This window comes from Halomonas sp. 113 (assembly GCF_904067645.1).
GTDB classification, from domain to species: Bacteria; Pseudomonadota; Gammaproteobacteria; order Pseudomonadales; family Halomonadaceae; genus Vreelandella; species Vreelandella titanicae.
In genome coordinates this window covers 5,379,887-5,399,231 of sequence record NZ_LR881453.1, presented here as the reverse complement: position 1 = coordinate 5,399,231, position 19,345 = coordinate 5,379,887, and the positions used below count along the sequence as shown (strand labels likewise).

The 19,345-nt window shown below is 50.7% G+C and carries 19 protein-coding genes; 10 read left to right on the top strand and 9 right to left on the bottom strand.

Annotated features, from left to right (window positions below; translation table 11 throughout):
- Positions 1–229 precede the first annotated feature (229 nt).
- From gyrB to dnaA, 4 genes are all read right to left on the bottom strand, one after another.
- Entirely contained in the window at positions 230–2,650 is a 2,421-nt protein-coding gene (gene gyrB, locus YERSI8AC_RS25095) for a DNA topoisomerase (ATP-hydrolyzing) subunit B (RefSeq protein WP_009286362.1), read from the bottom strand.
- Positions 2,651–2,707: 57 nt separating this feature from the next.
- Positions 2,708–3,811: a DNA replication/repair protein RecF gene (gene recF / locus YERSI8AC_RS25090; RefSeq protein WP_022521027.1), complete on the bottom strand. Its 1,104-nt coding sequence runs from the start codon at positions 3,809–3,811 to the stop codon at positions 2,708–2,710.
- A gap of 125 nt (positions 3,812–3,936) precedes the next feature.
- Positions 3,937–5,040, bottom strand: coding sequence for a DNA polymerase III subunit beta (gene dnaN, locus YERSI8AC_RS25085; RefSeq protein ID WP_022521028.1), 1,104 nt, complete (start codon positions 5,038–5,040; stop codon positions 3,937–3,939).
- A 60-nt stretch (positions 5,041–5,100) separates the two neighbouring features.
- Entirely contained in the window at positions 5,101–6,567 is a 1,467-nt protein-coding gene (gene dnaA, locus YERSI8AC_RS25080) for a chromosomal replication initiator protein DnaA (RefSeq protein WP_022521029.1), read from the bottom strand.
- Positions 6,568–7,100: 533 nt separating this feature from the next.
- Between dnaA and rpmH the strand changes: the two genes are divergently transcribed.
- From rpmH to mnmE, 4 genes are all read left to right on the top strand, one after another.
- Positions 7,101–7,235 (top strand): 50S ribosomal protein L34, encoded by a 135-nt coding sequence (gene rpmH, locus YERSI8AC_RS25075; RefSeq protein WP_008959105.1) that lies wholly within the window; start codon positions 7,101–7,103, stop codon positions 7,233–7,235.
- Positions 7,236–7,242: 7 nt separating this feature from the next.
- Positions 7,243–7,641, top strand: coding sequence for a ribonuclease P protein component (rnpA, locus tag YERSI8AC_RS25070; protein WP_027958493.1), 399 nt, complete (start codon positions 7,243–7,245; stop codon positions 7,639–7,641).
- 121 nt (positions 7,642–7,762) lie between these two features.
- Positions 7,763–9,451, top strand: coding sequence for a membrane protein insertase YidC (gene yidC / locus YERSI8AC_RS25065; RefSeq protein ID WP_009286358.1), 1,689 nt, complete (start codon positions 7,763–7,765; stop codon positions 9,449–9,451).
- A gap of 120 nt (positions 9,452–9,571) precedes the next feature.
- A complete protein-coding gene (gene mnmE, locus YERSI8AC_RS25060) occupies positions 9,572–10,942 on the top strand; it encodes a tRNA uridine-5-carboxymethylaminomethyl(34) synthesis GTPase MnmE (protein WP_022521032.1) in 1,371 nt (456 codons plus the stop codon).
- Positions 10,943–10,960: 18 nt separating this feature from the next.
- Here the strand turns inward: mnmE and YERSI8AC_RS25055 are convergent, their stop codons facing one another.
- The 4 genes from YERSI8AC_RS25055 to rdgB form a co-directional block, all read right to left on the bottom strand.
- Complete coding sequence (locus tag YERSI8AC_RS25055; RefSeq protein ID WP_009286356.1) at positions 10,961–11,806, bottom strand: 23S rRNA (adenine(2030)-N(6))-methyltransferase RlmJ; 846 nt, start codon at positions 11,804–11,806, stop codon at positions 10,961–10,963.
- Positions 11,807–11,893: 87 nt separating this feature from the next.
- On the bottom strand, positions 11,894–12,568 hold the full coding sequence (locus YERSI8AC_RS25050; RefSeq protein WP_022521033.1) for an OmpA family protein: 675 nt from the start codon (positions 12,566–12,568) through the stop codon (positions 11,894–11,896).
- A 79-nt stretch (positions 12,569–12,647) separates the two neighbouring features.
- Positions 12,648–13,832 (bottom strand): radical SAM family heme chaperone HemW, encoded by a 1,185-nt coding sequence (gene hemW, locus YERSI8AC_RS25045; protein WP_022521034.1) that lies wholly within the window; start codon positions 13,830–13,832, stop codon positions 12,648–12,650.
- Complete coding sequence (gene rdgB, locus YERSI8AC_RS25040; RefSeq protein ID WP_009286354.1) at positions 13,825–14,433, bottom strand: RdgB/HAM1 family non-canonical purine NTP pyrophosphatase; 609 nt, start codon at positions 14,431–14,433, stop codon at positions 13,825–13,827. The genes hemW and rdgB overlap by 8 nt, the downstream gene beginning before the upstream one ends.
- Positions 14,434–14,714: 281 nt before the next feature.
- Here rdgB and YERSI8AC_RS25035 point away from each other — a divergent pair, with 281 nt between their 5' ends.
- The 6 genes from YERSI8AC_RS25035 (at position 14,715) to YERSI8AC_RS25010 (ending at position 18,851) form a co-directional block, all read left to right on the top strand.
- Positions 14,715–15,407, top strand: a complete 693-nt coding sequence (locus YERSI8AC_RS25035; protein ID WP_022521035.1) for a response regulator transcription factor — start codon at positions 14,715–14,717, stop codon at positions 15,405–15,407.
- 24 nt (positions 15,408–15,431) lie between these two features.
- A complete protein-coding gene (locus YERSI8AC_RS25030; protein ID WP_022521036.1) occupies positions 15,432–15,953 on the top strand; it encodes a CsgE family curli-type amyloid fiber assembly protein in 522 nt (173 codons plus the stop codon).
- A complete protein-coding gene (locus tag YERSI8AC_RS25025; RefSeq protein WP_022521037.1) occupies positions 15,953–16,369 on the top strand; it encodes a curli assembly protein CsgF in 417 nt (138 codons plus the stop codon). The genes YERSI8AC_RS25030 and YERSI8AC_RS25025 overlap by 1 nt, the downstream gene beginning before the upstream one ends.
- A gap of 49 nt (positions 16,370–16,418) precedes the next feature.
- A complete protein-coding gene (locus YERSI8AC_RS25020) occupies positions 16,419–17,249 on the top strand; it encodes a CsgG/HfaB family protein (protein ID WP_022521038.1) in 831 nt (276 codons plus the stop codon).
- Positions 17,250–17,489: 240 nt separating this feature from the next.
- The gene (locus tag YERSI8AC_RS25015) at positions 17,490–18,029 is read left to right on the top strand and encodes a hypothetical protein (protein WP_022521039.1); all 540 of its coding nucleotides are present in this window, start codon (positions 17,490–17,492) and stop codon (positions 18,027–18,029) included.
- 60 nt (positions 18,030–18,089) lie between these two features.
- Entirely contained in the window at positions 18,090–18,851 is a 762-nt protein-coding gene (locus YERSI8AC_RS25010) for a hypothetical protein (protein ID WP_022521040.1), read from the top strand.
- Between the two features lie 61 nt (positions 18,852–18,912).
- Here YERSI8AC_RS25010 and YERSI8AC_RS25005 read toward each other — a convergent pair whose 3' ends face one another.
- Positions 18,913–19,275 carry a hypothetical protein gene (locus YERSI8AC_RS25005; RefSeq protein WP_022521041.1) on the bottom strand — a complete coding sequence of 121 codons (363 nt, stop codon included), beginning with the start codon at positions 19,273–19,275 and terminating at the stop codon, positions 18,913–18,915.
- Positions 19,276–19,345 lie beyond the last annotated feature (70 nt).

The following is a 19,345-nucleotide window of genomic DNA, read 5'->3' as shown; positions in this document are numbered from 1 at the left end:
GTCATGATCGCTCTGCGTTGCATGAGTAACTGTTGCATGAGAAATTTGGCTGAAACTAACTACCCTCTTCTGCTACACGTATCCTGATCCTGCCAATCTATCTATCAATAAAAAAAGCGTCGCTATGAATTTCATAGCGACGCCTGTCATAGTGGCATTAAACCATACTGAGGCTAATGATCGTTAAAGCAGTGTTTCACGTGAAACATCTTAACGAAAGCAATCCACCTTACACGTCTAAATTGGCCACCAACGCGTTGGTCTCAATAAAGTCACGGCGCGGTTCTACATCGTCACCCATCAAGGTGTTGAACATCATATCGGCACCCACGGCATCTTCGATCGTCACCCGCAGCATGCGGCGGCTATCGGGATCCATGGTGGTGTCCCAGAGCTGATCCGGGTTCATTTCACCCAAGCCTTTATAGCGCTGTACAGACAACCCGCGCTGGCCCTCTTGCATTAGCCACGCCAGTACTTCCGAGAAGTGCGATACCGGCTTCTGCCGCTCGCCACGAGCAATAAAGGCGCCCTCTTCCAGGAAGCCATCCAGGGTTTCGCCCAGCTCAGCGATACCGCGATAGTCGGCGCTTTCAAAGAAGTCGAGGCCCCACCTATACTCAGTCGTCACACCGTGAGCAACCAGCGAGACGGTAGGTAGGAAAAGCCCGCGCTCAGAATCTTCGTGAAGATGGAAGTGGTAACGGGGCCCGCCTTCATAGGCAACCATGTCATCCATGATCTTCTGGAGTTCATCAATCCAGTTCTGCATGGTCACACGATCTTTCAGGCTCTCTTCACCTTTCAGTGCCGAAGCATGAACGATTTGCTTAAGTACTTCATTAGGATAAACCCGCGACAAGCGATCAATCCGCTTCATCACGTTGCGGTACTGGTTCACTAACGCTTCAAGCTGTGAGCCGGAAATACCCGGTGCATTAGCGTTAACATGCAGGCCGGCACCGTCCAAGGCCGTGGTGGTTAAATAATCCACCATCGCCTGTTCATCTTTCAGGTAAAGCTCTTGCTTGCCGCGCTTAATTTTATAAAGTGGTGGTTGAGCGATGAAGATATGACCACGCTCAATCAACTCCGGCATCTGACGGAAGAAGAACGTCAACAGCAGCGTACGAATGTGCGATCCATCGACATCGGCATCGGTCATGATAATAACCGAGTGGTAACGCAACTTATCGGGGTTAAACTCTTCACGGCCAATGCCGCAACCCAGGGCAGTGATAAGCGTGCCCACTTCTGCAGAGGAGAGCATTTTGTCGAAACGTGCTTTTTCCACGTTCAGAATTTTACCTTTAAGCGGCAAGATAGCCTGTGTACGGCGGTCACGGCCCTGTTTGGCACTGCCACCTGCCGAGTCACCCTCCACCAAGTAAAGCTCTGACTGACTGGGGTCTTTTTCTTGGCAATCCGCCAACTTGCCAGGTAAACCGGCAATATCCAGCGCGCCTTTGCGGCGGGTCATATCCCGCGCTTTGCGTGCCGCCTCACGTGCACGCGCGGCATCCAGCATCTTATTGACGATCGCCTTGGCTTCGTTAGGCTTTTCAACAAGATACTCGGAAAAGAGACGGCTCATTTCCTGCTCAACCGCTGTCTTCACTTCGCTGGAGACCAGCTTATCTTTTGTTTGAGACGAAAACTTAGGATCCGGGACTTTAACTGAAATAATAGCTGTTAGCCCCTCACGAGCATCATCTCCCGTGGTATTCACCTTGGCTTTTTTCAGCAGGTTTTCAGCTTCAATATAGTTATTGAGCGTACGGGTAAGCCCTGCCCGGAACCCCGCCAAGTGCGCCCCGCCGTCTCGCTGCGGAATATTATTGGTGTAGCAGAAAATATTTTCAGTGAAGGCTTCGCTCCACTGCATGGCTACCTCTACTTCAACGCCGTCATCACGAACAGCGTTAAAGTGGAATACCGGATTAATCACACTCTTATTGGTATTGAGGTGATCAACAAAGGCTCTCAAGCCACCTTCGTAGTGAAACAGCTCCTCTTTGCCGCTGCGCTCATCCAGTAAACGGATAGCCACACCAGAGTTCAAGAAGGATAGTTCGCGAAGTCGTTTGGCTAAAATATCAAAATGAAACTCGATATTGCCAAAGGTTTCTGGCGATGGGCGGAAGTGAACCCGGGTACCGCTTTTTTCGGTTTTGCCCACAACGCCCAATGGTGCTTGAGGAACACCGTGACGGTACATTTGTTCGAACACTTCACCCTGACGCCAAATCGTTAAGCGCAGCTCAGCGGAAAGCGCATTGACAACAGAAACACCGACGCCGTGCAACCCACCGGAAACCTTGTAGGAGTTATCGTCGAATTTACCGCCTGCGTGCAGAACCGTCATAATAACTTCTGCAGCGGAAACACCTTCCCCTTCATGAAGCTCGGTAGGTACGCCACGGCCGTTATCACTCACGGTGACCGACTCATCCGGGTGGATGACAACGCGAATTTCACTGCAATGCCCAGCCAACGCCTCGTCGATGGAGTTATCCACCAATTCGAAGACCATGTGGTGGAGCCCAGTACCGTCGTCGGTGTCACCAATATACATACCTGGCCGCTTACGCACCGCGTCCAGCCCCTTGAGCACCTTGATGCTTGATGAATCGTAAGCCTGCTCGCTCATTGACCACTCCGTTGTGAAGTCTGTCTCATCCTGTATCGTCCTACCCTTCTTCCTGCGCTAGCTGACTTTCTCTAAACCACTAAACCCCTCCTTGCAATGTTTCACGTGAAACATATTTACGGGGGTATCAGTTCGCCAGGCATTCTTCAATGCAGAAGGTTCGACACTGGTAATAAATGCTTGGCACTGCATATCTTCGAGTAAACCACAAAACTGGTAACGATTTTGCTCGTCAAGTTCTGCGGGCAAATCATCGATAAGATAAATACAGTGCCGCTGTGCTGTTCTTTCCAGAAACCGCCCTTGGGCAAGCTTTAATGCACTCACCACTAACTTTTGCTGGCCTCTGGAAAGCACTTCTACAGCAGGCTGTTTGTTTATCCTGATACGTAAGTCAGCGCGCTGCGGACCTTGCTGAGTAAACCCCATCTGCTGATCAGTTGGCCGACTATCATGTAACACAGTCGCAAGAGTTCGATCTTTATCCCAACCTCTGGCGTAGTGAAGCGACAATCCCGGCAAGGGAAGCAACACCTTAAGTGTCTCTTCAAAGACAGGCAAAAAGTCACTAAACCAAGCACGGCGTAACGAGTCCATCTGTTCACCCCAAAGGGCTAGTTCATGCTCCCACACCGCCATTTCCTGAGGTAGTATTCTACCACGCCTGAGCAGTGCATTCCGATGTTTCAACGCACGCCGGGTGCGCTTCCAGATTGCTAAAAAGTCATGTTTCACGTGAAACACGCCCCAGTCGAGAAACTCACGACGTCCGGCTGGAGAACCTTCAAGCAATCGAAAAGCATCAGGGTTAATTAATTGAAGCGGCATAGCCTCTACCAGTTCCGCCAACCGAGCGTTTTTATCTCCCTTTAAACGAAGCTCCAGCTCCCGCTGAGCTCTTAAACGACGCACACCAAGGGTAACCTCAGGCTCACCACTTAAACGTCCGTACAGCGTCATATACGGCTCATCCGTTTGGATCGCGTTTTTTAACTGGCGAGTACGAAAAGAGCGGCCCATGCCAAGAATATGTACCCCCTCCAACAGACTGGTTTTACCGCTGCCATTAGCACCGCTAATGACGTTGATATGCGAAGAGGGCGTCATCTCAACCGGCCTGAGATTGCGCAAAGCGTGGAAATTAAGCAGTGTCAGGCTCATCCTATTATCACCACTTAAAATATCCTCGAAAAAAGGGAGTATTCCAACGCGTTAGCGGCGCTTCTGCTACCAGAAGCGCCGCTAACGTAGCTTGCTTACGTATTGCTGTTACCCGCCCAAAGCGTTTACAGGCGCATCGGCATAACGACATAAAGCGCATCACCGCCGCCGGGCTCTTCCAGCAGCGCGCTACTATTGGGATCAGCCAGGGTAATCTGCACGCGATCTTCATTTAGCACTGTTAGTACATCAACTAAATAGCCGACGTTAAAACCAACTTCCATTGCCCCGCCGTTATACTCAACGGCGATATTCTCCTCCGCTTCCTCCTGCTCGGGGTTGTTGGCCATTACCTTAAGGTTGTTCTCTTCAAGATAAAGGCGCACACCACGGTACTTCTCATTAGAGAGGATAGCAGTACGTGAAAGTACTTGGCGAAGCTCCGCACGCTCGGCAATCAATACTTTATCGCCATTGCGCGGCACGACACGCTCATAGTCAGGAAATTTACCGTCGATTAACTTGGAGGTGAAGGTAAAGTCGCCTGTATGAGCACGCACATGACTGGAGCCAAGCGTCAGGCTGACAGGCTCATCGCTATCGTCTAGCAAGCGCGACAGCTCTAAAATCCCCTTCCGGGGCACAATCAGCTTTTGAGACTGGCTCACAGAGACCTCGATTGGCCGCGAGCACATCGCCAAACGGTGCCCGTCAGTAGCGACCGTGCGAAGCAAATTGCTTTGAATTTCCAGCAGCATACCGTTGAGGTAGTACCGCACATCCTGCTGCGCCATGGCAAACGAGGTCGCTTCTATCAGGTGCTTTAGGGTACCGCGGGGTACGCTAATCTCCTGGCTGCCGTCCGCATCTTCGATATTGGGGAATTCAGCGACCGGGAGCGTCGACAACGTAAAACGTGAACGGCCACTGCGTAGTACCGCGCGGCCCTCTTCAACGGCGAGCTGAATGTCGGACTGATCGGGCAATGATTTGCAGATATCCATCAGCTTACGCGCTGGCACTGTCGCGGAGCCCGCCTGATCGACCTGGCTTGCCACCGTGCGGCCCACGAGCTCGACTTCTAAGTCAGTACCGGTGAGCGACACCTGGTCACCCTCTACCTGAATCAGCACATTAGACAGTACTGGCAGCGTTTGACGGCGCTCAACAACACCAGCGACCAGAGTCAGCGGACGTAGCAGCGCCTCTCGGGAAATCGAAAATTTCATCAATACTCCGGTTCTATATCCTGAAAGACCTGCGTATAACAGGCCCATCCCATGGAATGATTAACTGGTCAACAGGCGCAGTAAATTCTTGTAATCCTCACGAATATCCGCGCTCTCTTCCTGCAATGATTTCACTTTTCGGCAAGCGTGCAACACCGTTGTGTGGTCACGCCCGCCAAAGGCATCGCCAATCTCAGGTAAGCTGTGATTGGTGAGCTCTTTAGCAAGCGCCATCGCCACCTGACGAGGGCGGGCAACTGAGCGTGAACGGCGCTTCGAAAGCAGATCCGCCACCTTAATCTTGTAATATTCGGCGACCGTACGCTGAATATTATCTACCCCTACCTGCTTATCCTGAAGCGCTAACAGATCTTTCAGAGACTCACGAATAAAGTCTTGGGTAATCGTTTTACCCATAAAGTGCGAATCAGCAATGACTTTTTTCAGCGCACCTTCCAATTCGCGCACGTTGGAACGAATTTTTTGCGCAATGAAGAAAGCCGCATCGTGAGGCAAATCGACCTTAGCCTGGTCGGCCTTTTTCATCAAGATGGCCACACGGGTTTCAAGCTCAGGCGGCTCTATCGCGACCGTAAGCCCCCAACCAAAGCGTGATTTAAGGCGCTCCTCTACCCCACTGATCTCTTTAGGATAACGATCAGAGGTCAGGATCATTTGCTGACCACCTTCTAATAACGCATTGAAGGTATGAAAAAATTCTTCTTGAGAGCGCTCTTTTCCAGCAAAAAACTGAATGTCATCAATAAGTAACGCATCAACACTGCGATAAAAACGCTTAAAATCATTAATCGCATTAAGCTGGAGCGCTTTAACCATATCGGCGACAAACCGCTCTGAGTGCAGGTATACCACCCGGGCATTTTCACGCCGGGTTGCCAATGCGTTCCCCACTGCATGCATTAAGTGGGTTTTACCCAAGCCTACGCCGCCGTATAAAAACAAGGGGTTATAAGCGCCACCAGGGTTTTCAGACACCTGGCGGGAGGCAGCACGAGCCAACTGGTTAGACTTACCTTCCACGAACGTATCGAAAGTAAAATTCGGATTGAGCCCGCTGCCATGTTTCAGACTGCCTTCTACCTGTACCTGACGTTCATTATTACGCCGACTCGGCGCTTCATCGCGCAGCCTATCGATTTCGCGCTCATCGGCAATATCGCCGCGTGGCGGCGTATGTACCGCTGGCGATGCTGGCCGCGACGGCGAAGCCGATACAGGATTACCTAAATCACGATGCTGAGGGGCCTGGGCTGCCAAACGGCGACTACCCACCGTCAGGCTGACCTTTGGCGGCTTGGCCGGTGCGAGTTCACGCATCAGCTCACTAATCCGCTTGGCATACTTATCGCTCACCCAATCGCGCACAAAACGATTCGGCGCCAATAAGCGCAGCTCGTTGGACTCTCCTTCTTCTGCCTGCAGCGGGCGTATCCAGGTATTGAACTGCTGTGAATTCAGCTCATCCTGCAGGTTGTCCAGGCACTGTTGCCAAAGCGTCAGTGACACTCATCTCACCATCGGTTGAAAACGGCCGACCATTGTAGCGCCCAAAGCCTCGGTTATCCACACGGGTTTAGCCCTCAATATTGGCCTGTGGACAACTAGCGATGAGCCCATGGGAAAACCTTGTGGAGGGACGGGGATAATCCTTAAATACGTGCCTTACACACGGGTTAATCACATCTCGCCAACACCTTGTAGACGGCTTATACGGGACTTACACACAGATTTTTTATTGTTATAGGTAATTGAAAAATATCGTTTAAAACCACTTATCCACAAATAGTATCCCCACTATTAATAACAACAGGTTTAGAACTACCTATTAGTAATAATAGTGACTTTATTAATGGCTACTCTTTCCGTATCAAGCACGCTGGTTGAGGCGTGATAACGCTTTTATGCAAGGAAAAATTGCACCCAGCAGAGGAAGTCTCTACAATTTCCGGTCTTGAATTGAATCTCCCCGGCTAGTTCCTCACTGGACCGGGCTTTTTGGAATTCACTTTCCGTCCTAAACCACGTGGGAATAACGAGTTATGAAACGCACTTTTCAACCTAGCGTTCTCAAGCGCAAGCGCGCGCATGGCTTCCGTGCTCGTATGGCAACCAAAAACGGTCGCGCCGTCCTCGCACGTCGCCGTGCCAAGGGCCGCAAGCGTCTGAGCGCCTGATCTCAGATTGCGTGTACCGCAACAAGGCTTTCCCCGGCAATTACGGTTACTAAATGCTGGGGACTTTAGTCACGTGTTTGAGCAAGCCGACCTGAAAGTGCATGGCAAAGGTATGATGGCGTTAGTTCGCTTTAGTACTCGGGGACACCCCCGCCTTGGACTGGTGGTCAGCAAAAAAAATGTTAAGCGCGCCGTAGATCGCAACCGTTTCAAGCGTCTGGTTCGAGAATCCGTTCGCCTTCGTCAAGATCACCTACCCTCTGTGGATATAGTGGTACTTGCGCGACGTGGCGTTCAGGATCTCGATAACGACACCTTGCATCGCCAGTTACACGGCATGTGGAAACGACTACAGCGTGACGCACAGGCGGTGATCGCAGCACCAACGCCTAAGCGTGACACGTGACCTTTGGTGCACCCCTCGCCGCTCGACCTCGGCCTGCCAACTGGCAGGCTTTCGTGTGTCAAGAGTCGAGTAAATGACACTGCGCCATTAGCATGTTCACCACCCAGCGGGCAGAACCCTCATGGACGTAAAACGACTTTTATTACTGATTCCACTAGCCGTACTCGCTTACTTGCTAGTCGTCCAGTGGAATCAGGATTACGGGCAGCCGAATTACGATTCAGTGCCTGAAACGACGCAACGCAGCAATTCCACGTCTCCTAGCAATGCTGAAGATGGAGAAAGCGGCTTAGCGGTGCCGAGCACGTCTTCACAGCAAAGTGCGGTAGGTGAAGGTATTCCTGATACCGAAAGCGAGACATCAAGCCGCGACTTCATTGCCGTGACCACCGATGTTCTGGATGTGCGTATTGATCCACACGGTGGCGATATTGTTTATGCCGCGTTACCGCAGCACAAACTCTCTCTGGATTCAGACCGTAACTATGTGCTGTTATCCGATAACAGCAGCCGTAGTTACGTGGCTCGCTCAGGCCTGCAGCTCGATGGCCAAGCCAGCCGTATCGCGTTCACGCCTGAAAACTCGGAGTATCGTTTAGGCGATAACGATGACGAGCTAAGCGTTGATCTAACCGCTGATGTTAACGGCGTTGAGGTCATTAAGCGGCTTACCTTTGAGCGCGGCAGCTATGCGGTCAACGTCAACTACTACCTGGCCAATAACACCGACGCACCGGTTAGTGCGCGCTTTATTGGTCAGTTGGCACGCGACAATAGCCCTGACCCATCAAGCGGTGTCTCCATGGGTATGAAATCCTACTTAGGGGCCGCTTACTCAACGCCAGATGCACGCTACGAGAAGATCGACTTTGAGGATATTCAAAGCCATAACTTCGAAAACCGTGAAGCACAGGGCGGCTGGATAGCCATTATTCAGCACTACTTTGTGTCGGCATGGGCGCCTCAGCAGGATCAGCAAAACCTTTTCTACGTCACCACCGACTCCAGTAATCGTAACGTCGTAGCCTTTGCTGGCCCCACCAGCACTGTGGCCGCCGATAGTGAAACCACTCTAGGCGCCACTCTGTACGTCGGGCCAAAAGTGCAGGACTATCTGGAACAAGTCGCTCCCAACCTGCAATTAACCGTAGATTATGGCTGGTTATGGTTTATTGCTAACCCCCTCTTCTGGCTGCTGGATCATATCCACGAGGTAGTCGGTAACTGGGGTTGGTCGATTGTCCTGTTGACCATACTGGTTAAGACAGTGCTGTTCCCGCTTTCAGCCAAAGCTTACAAATCCATGGGTAGGATGCGTAAACTCGGCCCGGAAATGCAGCGCCTGAAAGAGATGTATGGCGACGACCGGCAGAAAATGTCACAAGAGATGATGAAGTTCTACCAGAAGGAGAAGATCAATCCGCTGGGGGGCTGTCTACCTATTGTGATTCAAATGCCTGTCTTCATCGCTCTCTACTGGATGTTGCTGGAGTCGGTTGAGTTGCGGCATGCGCCGTTTATCTTCTGGATTCAGGATCTATCGGTGAAGGATCCGTACTTCATTCTGCCGATTCTGATGGGCATTTCGATGTTCGTTCAGCAGATGTTGAACCCGACACCTCCAGACCCCATGCAGGCGAAGATCATGAAGATGCTACCTATCATCTTTACCTTCTTCTTCCTGTGGTTCCCGGCCGGTCTGGTTATCTACTGGGTGGTCAACAACATCATTTCGGTGGCGCAGCAGTACTACATTACGCGCAAAATCGAAAATGATCCGAGTATCGGCAAAGGCATGAAAACCAAATAGACTGCCTTTGTCATCGCCCTTCAGACCCCCGCCCCGAGCGGGGGTCTGGCGTTTTAAGGTCGATAAATCCAGACTAGACCGATCAAATGCTATTTCTGCCAATTGACTAAGAGATTCAACATGGCCGAACGCCTCTACACGCCTGATACCATAGCGGCACTGGCAACACCTCCTGGACGTGGCGGCGTGGGTATTATCCGCGTCTCAGGGCCTGCCTGCCGCGAAATCGCTCAGGCCATGGTTGGGCATTGCCCTGCCCCACGATACGCTCACTATGGCCCCTTCCAAGGCGCAGAAGGCAGTATTGATGAAGGCATCGCTGTGTTCTTCAACGGCCCCCATTCGTTTACCGGTGAAGACGTACTGGAACTCCAGGGACACGGCGGCCCGATTATTATGGATATGCTGCTGGAGCGCTGTGTGGTCTTGGGTGCCCGCCTGGCGCGGCCGGGAGAGTTTTCCGAACGGGCATTTTTGAACGATAAGCTCGATCTGGCTCAGGCGGAAGCGATTGCCGATCTCATCGATGCCACCTCACGCTCAGCGGCAGAAAACGCCGTACGCTCGCTCCAGGGTGAGTTCTCGAAGCGCGTCTCTGCGCTGGTGGAGCGCTTGATCGAACTGCGCGTTTACGTTGAAGCGGCGATCGACTTCCCCGAAGAGGAGATCGACTTTCTTGCCGACGGTCACGTTGCCCAGCACTTAAGCAGCGTCCAGCAAGCGCTGAGCGACGTACGCCAGGCGGCAGGCCAAGGTGCACTGCTGCGAGAAGGAATGAGCGTGGTCATTGCCGGGCGACCCAATGCGGGGAAGTCGAGCCTGCTAAATGCGCTGACCGAACAAGATACCGCCATTGTGACGGATATCGCGGGCACGACCCGGGACGTGCTCCGTGAGCACATTCATATTGATGGTATGCCCCTACATATCATCGACACCGCTGGATTGCGCGATACGCCTGATGCGGTGGAGAAAATTGGTGTCGCACGTGCCTGGGCCGAAATAGAGAAAGCCGACCGAGTGCTGCTACTCGTTGATGCCAGCACCACTACTTCAACCGACCCCATGGCCATCTGGCCGGAGTTTGTCGCTCGCCTGCCCGACCAGAGCCGCTTAACCCTGGTGCGTAATAAAATCGATACCAGTGCCGAGCCGGCGGGCATTGATTTATCCACAACCATACCCATTGTGCGCCTATCGGCGAAAACCGGTACGGGTGTGGATAACTTGAAAGCGCATCTGAAGGATGTGATGGGTTTTGCCGCCACCACCGAGGGTCGCTTCTCCGCCCGCCGAAGGCACCTGGACGCCCTAGATCGCGCCATGGCAGCCCTTGATACCGGCCGTGCTCAGTTGGATGGATATGGCGCAGGGGAACTGCTGGCGGAAGATTTGCGCGACGCCCAACAAGCCTTAGGCGAGATCACTGGCGAATTCAGCGCCGATGATTTATTGGGCGAAATTTTTGGCAGTTTTTGTATCGGCAAATAGGGTTACTTTTTTCGACAACTACTCTCCCACCCACCAATCCGCCTGATAGCGGCTATCAGCGCCGAGCAGCGGGGTAATTTCTGCCATCGCTGCTGCCAGGCGTTTATCCAACCCCCAGGGCGGATTGATCACCAGCATACCGCTACCGAACATGCCGTGAGCCTGCTCGCCAGGTTCGCGCAGCAGCAGCTCGCTGCGCCATATCTTGCGTATTCCACTGGCCTGCAGCACGTCCAGCAGCATTTGGTGATGCCCGGCAGGCAGCAGCGGGTACCAGATCATCATCACCGCATGGCGAGCCTTTTCCAGGGCCTGGATAGCAGTGTCAGCGACCTCCTGGTACTCCACCTTGCGCTCAAAGCTTGGGTCAATCAGCACGCATACCCTGGGTGTTGCTACCGGCAGCATCGCTCTAAGCCCTGCCAGCCCGTCGCCATACACGCGCTTGACCTGCGCAGGGAGCGCCTGGCCATTCAAGTGCTGGTGTTCGCCCGGGTGCAGCTCAAACAGGCACAGACGATCGTGCTCGCGCAGCGGCTGGCTCAGCCACCAGGGCGAGCCTGGGTAGAGGGTCAATTCATTATGATCTGGCTGCGCCCCAACAATAGCGTTTAACCAGCTTCCCAGCAGCGCGTCGGTTAGCTGTTCACGCTTCTGCCACAGTGGCCAGATGCCCTCACGGTACTCTTGGAGTCGCTGGGTCTCTTTGGTGGCTAGTGGATAAAGCCCTCTACCGGCATGTGTATCTATATATGTAATAGGTGTTTTTTTACGTAATAGGTAATCAGTGACGGCGTAAAGCGTCAGATGCTTGTGTACATCGGCAAAATTACCGGCGTGGTAAGCGTGTTGGTAGGACAGCATGGTAGCTCGTAAACAGGTGAACGAAAAAAGCCCGCTATAGGAGCATAGCGGGCTTTGAGCGGCAATGCGCAGCTTTAAGAGGCTTACTTAGCCCTGGCCGTTACCGGTAGGCGTCAAGGTAATTTCTACCCGACGGTTTTGAGCACGGCCCTGCTCATTGTCGTTGCTGGCGACTGGCTGAGTAGCACCGTAACCAGAAGTATTCAGGCGCATGGATGAAACGCCGTTCTGAGACAAGTAGCTGGCGACGGCTTGGGCACGGCGCTCAGATAGACGCTGGTTATAGCTCGCGTCACCGGTACTATCGGTGTGGCCAGCGATACTAACGCGGGTATCCTGGTACTGAGAAAGTACGTTAGCAACTTCATTGAGTGAGCCACGCGCTTCACTAGTCAGCTCAGCAGAGTCAAAGCCAAAGGTAACGCCGCTGGGCATATTGAGCACGATATCGTCGCCACGGCGATCGATTTCAATGCGTGACCCCTGTAGGTTGTCACGTAGCTGCTGCTCTTGGCGATCCATATAGACACCAATACCAGCGCCCGCTGCTGCGCCTACGGCAGCACCAATTAGTGCACGGTCACGGCGGCTGGTGCTGCCATCGCCAGACAGAGCGCCTGCAGCGGCCCCCACGGCGGCACCAATCCCGGTGCCCATAGCGGTGCTAGAGCGCTGCGTTTGGCCACCGTAAGGATCCGATGTAGCGCAACCGGCCAGTAGAATAGCAGCCGCCAACGGTGTCAGTAGTCGAGAAATACGCATCACTCACTCCTTGTAAGTCGTCAAGCTTGATGGTTCAAGTCTGTTATTTCAGAAAAAAAGAATTTCTGTAGATTGCTGGTCAATCATCGCTGATCAAAGCTAGCAACTCATTCAAGAATAATAGACCTTGAGGCGATGCACGCAGTTTTTCAGGCATTTGCATCAAAAGTCCTTTTTTCTCGGCAGATTGTAAACGCGTGAGTAACATTGCAGGCGCTTGCCCAGTGTTGGCTCTCCATGTCTCAAGCGACACCCCGCCAGTGAGCCGTAAAGCGTTCATGGCAAACTCCAACGGTAGCTCATCCGTTTTTATCAGCTGTTTACCGGCTATAAAGCCACGCAGGTCATCTACGCGCTTTAGGTAGGCGTCTGGCTGGCGAGTTTTCCAGCGCCGTTCAATGTGCCACTCCCCATTTGAGTCAATACGGCTAAGCTTGCCATGAGCACCAGCGCCAATCCCGAGGTAGTCACCAAACTGCCAGTAATTAAGGTTATGGCGGCTCTGGTGACCGGCACTAGCGTAAGCCGAGATCTCGTAGCGCTTGAAGCCCGCCAGCTCCAGGAGCTGATGACCTTTATCCTGAATATCCCAAAGCGCCTCTTCCTCTGGCAGTATCGGGGGGTGGGAGTGAAAGGCGGTATTCGGCTCAAGGGTCAACTGATACCAAGAGAGATGTTCAGGTGCCAATGCCAGCGCTTGGGTAATATCATCCATCGCCAATTGAGGCGTTTGATCAGGCAAACCGTGCATAAGGTCAATATTAATGTTGGTAAAGCCTGCCTGGCGCGCCTGCGCTACCGCAGTAATCGCTTCGTCACCGCTATGAATTCGCCCCAGCGCATGCAGTTGATCAGGCTGAAAACTTTGAATACCCAGCGAAAGACGGTTAATGCCTGCTTTCCGGTAACCAATGAAACGCTCTTGCTCCGTGGTACCTGGATTAGCCTCTAAGGTAATTTCTATCTCTTTAGAGAAGGGTAAACGGATCTGGATCTCTTTCAGTAATCGTTCATAAAACGCGGGCGACATCAGGCTTGGAGTCCCACCGCCAATAAAGATGGTTTTAATTTCTCGACCAGCCGCCAGGTCAAGATCACTATCCAGGTCTTGTAACAGCGCATCTAGATAGGCGGCTTCAGGTAAATCTCGCGGTGTAAAACCGTGTGTGCCCGGCTCATGAGAATTGAAATCACAGTACGGACATTTACGGACACACCAGGGCGTGTGGATATAGAGAGAGAGTGGCGGCAACGTATCAGCCATGCGCCACCTTCAGTAACTCCACTAACCCCTGCAACGCGCGACCACGATGGCTAAGGCGATTTTTACTTTCGCTGGGCAGCTCGGCGACGCTCATACCCTGATCAGGTAACCAGAAAAGCGGATCATAGCCAAACCCCTCCTTCCCTCGGGGATGAGCAAGAATTTCGCCTTCCCAACTCCGTTGCACAATGACCGGCACCGGATCCTTCGGATGGCGCAAATAAACCAGCACACACCAGTAACGCCCACTTCTCTGCCCTTCCGCACAGTCACTTAATGCGGCTAACAACGTTTGGTTATTTTTCTCGTCGCTTCTCGGCTCACCGCCATACCGAGCGGAATAGATACCGGGTGCACCATTGAGTGCGTCTACTTCAAGCCCAGAATCGTCAGCTAATGCAGGTAATCCACTGATGAGGCTCGCTTCACGCGCTTTTAACAGTGCATTTTCGACGAAAGTTAGCCCCGTCTCTTCCACATCCGTGACACCAAAATCCGCCTGGGGGCGAACATCGAACCCCAAAGGTGAAAGTAACTGACTGAATTCTCTTAATTTTCCTGTATTGCCACTGGCAAGTACAAGGGTATTGACGGCGGCCATGGTATGTACTCCTAACATTAGAACTGCAGTTTACGCGCTCACTGCTGGTATCAAAAGCCGTCAAAATGTTACATAACGTATCTAATGATGAGGTAATTAATTTATTGCTTAATTAATAATAAGCATTTGTTAAATAACAATATTTTCCATATTAATGAAAATATTGAAGAGATGAAAAATATTTTTACCATATATTTAATAACAAAACTTTACGAAACGTATCTTATGGTCAACACTTCAGTGGTTACCTGCTCACTCTTTCTTTCCACGAGGGCCACCCAATGTCGCAGGAAAAGTCTACCGGAACGGTGTATGTCGTTACCGAAAAAAGTCCCCAAGTCCAGCTGTTCGCTGAGTACTTGAACAAGCACACCGGTTGTCAAATTAGTATCCACTCCCCCCACGCGGCGCTACCCATTTCCGCTTCCGGCAACATGTTGATTCTTATCGATAGTGATCATATCGGCATTGATGCACTGCCCGAATGGCAAGATAAGTTACCCGATGCACTCACTAAAACTCCTCTAGCCGCCTTTAACATTCACGATATGGATCACGCCCTTGAAGCACTCTCGTGCGCTCAACTAAAAGGCGTGTTTTATCGCAATGAAAGTCTTGAGGTCATCTGTAAAGGCATTCACGCGCTACTTGAAGGAGAGCTATGGATGTCACGGGATTTAATGGCTCGTTTAATTCTGTTTTATCGTAAATACCAAAGTAATGCTTTCCGCCCAGCCTGTGGACTAACTAACAGGGAGATGGAGATTATTTCACTACTTAGTGCTGGCTCTTCCAATCAACAAATTGCCGAAAAACTGTTTGTTAGCGAACACACCGTTAAGTCACACCTATACAACATTTTTCGCAAAATTAACGTTCACAACCGCATTCAAGCGCTCAACTGGATTCATCAGAACCTGGGCCCGATTCTGCCCAATATTGAGACCGCACGCAGTCTTCAACGACATCGTTAGCGCTAATGCGCAAGGGTAACTGTCATGCCATCAATGCACCGTTTATCCATCAACTTTTTCTTCATGGCGGTATGGATCGGGTCATCTTTAGCATTAGCTAACGAACCAACAGCCCCAACCGATGCATTGCCTGCCAACGAACAAGAAGCGATCGACGCTATTAATCAGCTCTCCAGTCCTGATGGGCCAGGAGTGCAAGGAAGCGCTAATGGAGGAAGTGAGCTAACTGGCGTGATGGTAGATAGAACAATCACCATGGCCGGTAAGACCTTCTACCGAGCCTTCAGCCAGCGGGCGATGGATAACCTGATTATCGGCAATGCCACCATCACCATTAAAGAGCGCCCAGATGCCCGCTGGGGTAGCCAAATATGGGTAATGGAAGGCAATCGTATGTATTTCCGCACACAGCTCTCCCCAAGAATAAATGAAGCCGATAGGGCGGCTGTGGAAGCCGTGCAGACCGTCGAAAGAGCACTGATTGAACGGCAAATATCCGCTTCGCTATCTTCCGACAAAGACTTGGGAAAAGAGGAGATTTTCTAATGAACCCAATAAAAAGAACTTGCTTAGTCGTTATGGGAATGGCCTTGGTGCTATCCACAACAGCACAAGCTGGGGAATTAATCTATAAGCCACTTAATCCTTCTTTTGGAGGTGATCCCTTTGTGGGTAGTTATTTACTAGGAAAAGCGCAGGCTCAAGATACCAATAAAGACTCCAGCGCTAGCCGATCAACTCCCACTTCCGCGACAGAAAGATTACTACAAAGTTTAGAGAGCCGACTCATTTCTCAATTAATAGCGGATGTCAGTTCGGGCGATGTTAGCGAAGGTAGCTTTGATAGTGATGAGTTTGGCGTAGTGGTTAGCGACAATGGTGGTCAATTAGTAGTTAGAGTAGTCGATAAGTTAACTGGAGATGTGACTGAAATAAGCGTGGGTGGGCTATTCAATCCTTAAAACAACAAAATAGCTCACTAAAAATTATCCGTCATCTCAGGGGAACACCATGAAAATTATCGCATCACTTATCGTCGCTAGTTTACTAAGCGGCTGCGCCGGCATGGTCGCTACATCGGAAAATTTAGAAGGTGCAGACGCAACGCTTACCCCCCGTGGAGCTACCTACCAAGATTTAATTTCACTCCCCCCCACAGCTGGGCAAATTTTTGTGTCTGTTTATGACTTTCGCGATCAAACAGGCCAATACCGCCCTGCGCCTGCAAGTACTTTTTCAACCGCTGTCACCCAAGGTGCGGCAGCAATGCTAACCGGTGCGCTGGCGGATTCAGGCTGGTTTATACCGCTTGAGCGTGTCGGTTTACAAAACTTGCTTACCGAAAGACGCATTATACGCGCAGAGTTTGAACGCTTTGGCCAGCCCGATACGCTGCCATCCCTGCGTGCTGCCTCGGTGATGTTGGAAGGCGGTATCATCGCCTACGAATCCAACGTGCGCACTGGCGGCGCTGGCGCTGAGTATTTTGGTATTGGTGCTTCAGGGCAGTACCAAGTTGACCAGGTAACGGTCAATTTACGCGCGGTTGAAATATCCACCGGCGAAGTACTGGCTAACGTAACCACAACGAAAACGATCTACTCGAAAGAAATGCGAGCGGGTGTCTATCGTTTTATTGATTTTCGTCGTTTGCTAGAGGCCGAAGTAGGCCTTACCACGAATGAGCCTGTACAGTTGGCGGTCATGTCAGCGATTGAGTCGGCGGTTATTCATCTTATCGCCAGAGGCGTTGAAAACCGACTGTGGAACCTCGCACCAGGTACGAATATTCAAGATACTGTACTTAATGACTACCTAAATTCCCCAACACCCATGCTTTAATATTTCTTATATAAAAAATTAACAACGGCCACATTAAAAGTGGCCGTTGCATACGTAAGCAATACCTAAAGTGACTAAAAAACTAATTCTCTTATGGTGTTTTTAATAGTTATTATTGTTTTAATAATTGTTAAAAAAACAATAGTCATCTCAAAAAAATTCGCTATGGTTAATTTCTAAAAACAAGCCAAACTCAACGCATGAATACAAACTGATACGAAAAGTTTCAAAAGGAAAAATATGAAAACGTTCAGTTACAGTAAGCACATGCGAATCTATTTTACTGCGTTAGTGGCCGCTATTTCTTTAACCAACGCTTCCACCTTATTAGCCGCTGGTAATGACTTTACACGTTTGTCTGAAGAAAACGCACGAATAACTCAATATGCAGCAGGTACATACCATAACAATCTATTAAAAAGTAACGTTAGCATTATTAGTCAAAATGGCAATGACAACCAAGCTAATGTTACACAGTCTCGCTCAGCGAGTTATCAAATGGGTAACATCGCCTATATCTATCAAGATGGATATAACAATCAAGCCAGTATTTCTCAAAATAATGGCGCTAACATTGGTTTAGTAAAACAGGTAGGTTCAAATCACGTCGCGAATATAAGTCAAACTGGCGGCCAATTTGAAATTAAAGCGCAAGTAACTCAATTTGGACAAAATAGTGATATTGCTCTTTCTCAATCGGGCAGTGGCCTTCGCAGCATAAGTGTCGAACAACAAAATTATTCGGGCTATGCGCGGCCGGTCACTATCGATACCAACTGAGTCGCATCCAGCTTCTCAGTTAAAACCAAAGCAAGTAGATCGAAACCAAGGGGAAACACCATGAAAACTCAAATTACTACTATCGCTGCCGCCATTGCTCTAGTTAGCGCGTTCTCAGCACAAGCTCGTGACTACCAAGATTCAACTATCAACGGCGCTGCCAATTACGTGGCAAATCCAGCTTTTGATGAACAAGAAGCAATTCGTTTAGGTTTGAATGGTTTTGATCGGGATGATAAGCGCACTTCGTTAATCATTCAAAATGGTGATGATAACATTGCTGAAACTGATCAATATGGAGATGCACAGTATTCTCGCGTAGTTCAGAAAGGAAATGAGAATAGCTCTTATGTATTACAAAGCGGTAACGAACACGAATCTGTCGTTTATCAAATAGGCGATGAGAACAAATCCACTGTGATACAAAAGGGTGGTGAACGTAATGATTCTTTTGTTCACCAAGATGGTAACGGTAACGACTCCACCGTTGCTCAGTTCTGGAATACTAGCCAGAGCGACTCCATCGTCGAACAATTTGGCGATAATAACTCCTCTGACGTCTATCAGGCATATAACACCGATGAAACTTGGAGTTTTGTGCATCAGGACGGCGACTATAACGAAGCCAAAGTCATCCAAGTTGCAGCGGATCTAAGTGCTTCCTACATTTACCAAGGTGGCGATGGTCACATGGCAGATGTATACCAAGAAGGCCGTAACAACGTATCGACTATCCGCCAAAACGTTTCTTACGGTGGTGCAGCAGCAGCTATTCATTCTCAGGTAGGCCACAATAACTCTGCTATCTCCACTCAGTGGTAACCCACCAAGAACACACAAACCGCCCCCATGGGGCGGTTTTTTATTGCTTAAAAGGTAACAGCTAACGAATCATCAGCGTCAATGTTCCCCCTGCCCCCTGAGTCGATGAACGCGACCGGTTACTGCCTTTTTGAATATCGACTTCCAGCCGCTCATCATCACTTAACAGTTTTACCGTGCCTTCCAGCTCCGTGCCAGTAAAGGTGTACTCAGCAGGTACTGTTCCGCTCTCTTCAACGTGCTCGGTGGTTTCTCCTTCGTGGGTAATCCGCCAGTGGGCGGAAAACTCAGCGCCCGGTGAACCGCTCATGGTGATATGGATCTGGGTCATGTCCTGCTCCTGAGGCGACTGAGCAGCCAGCGGGAAGCAAACCAGCAGCCCCGCTGCGCAGATCATGTATCGCCAAGCCGTTGGTCGTGCCATGAGTGTAACTCTCATATAAGCCAAGAGCCGCTCAAGTTGAGCGGCTCTTGACAGTATAGCTGGCTTTAGG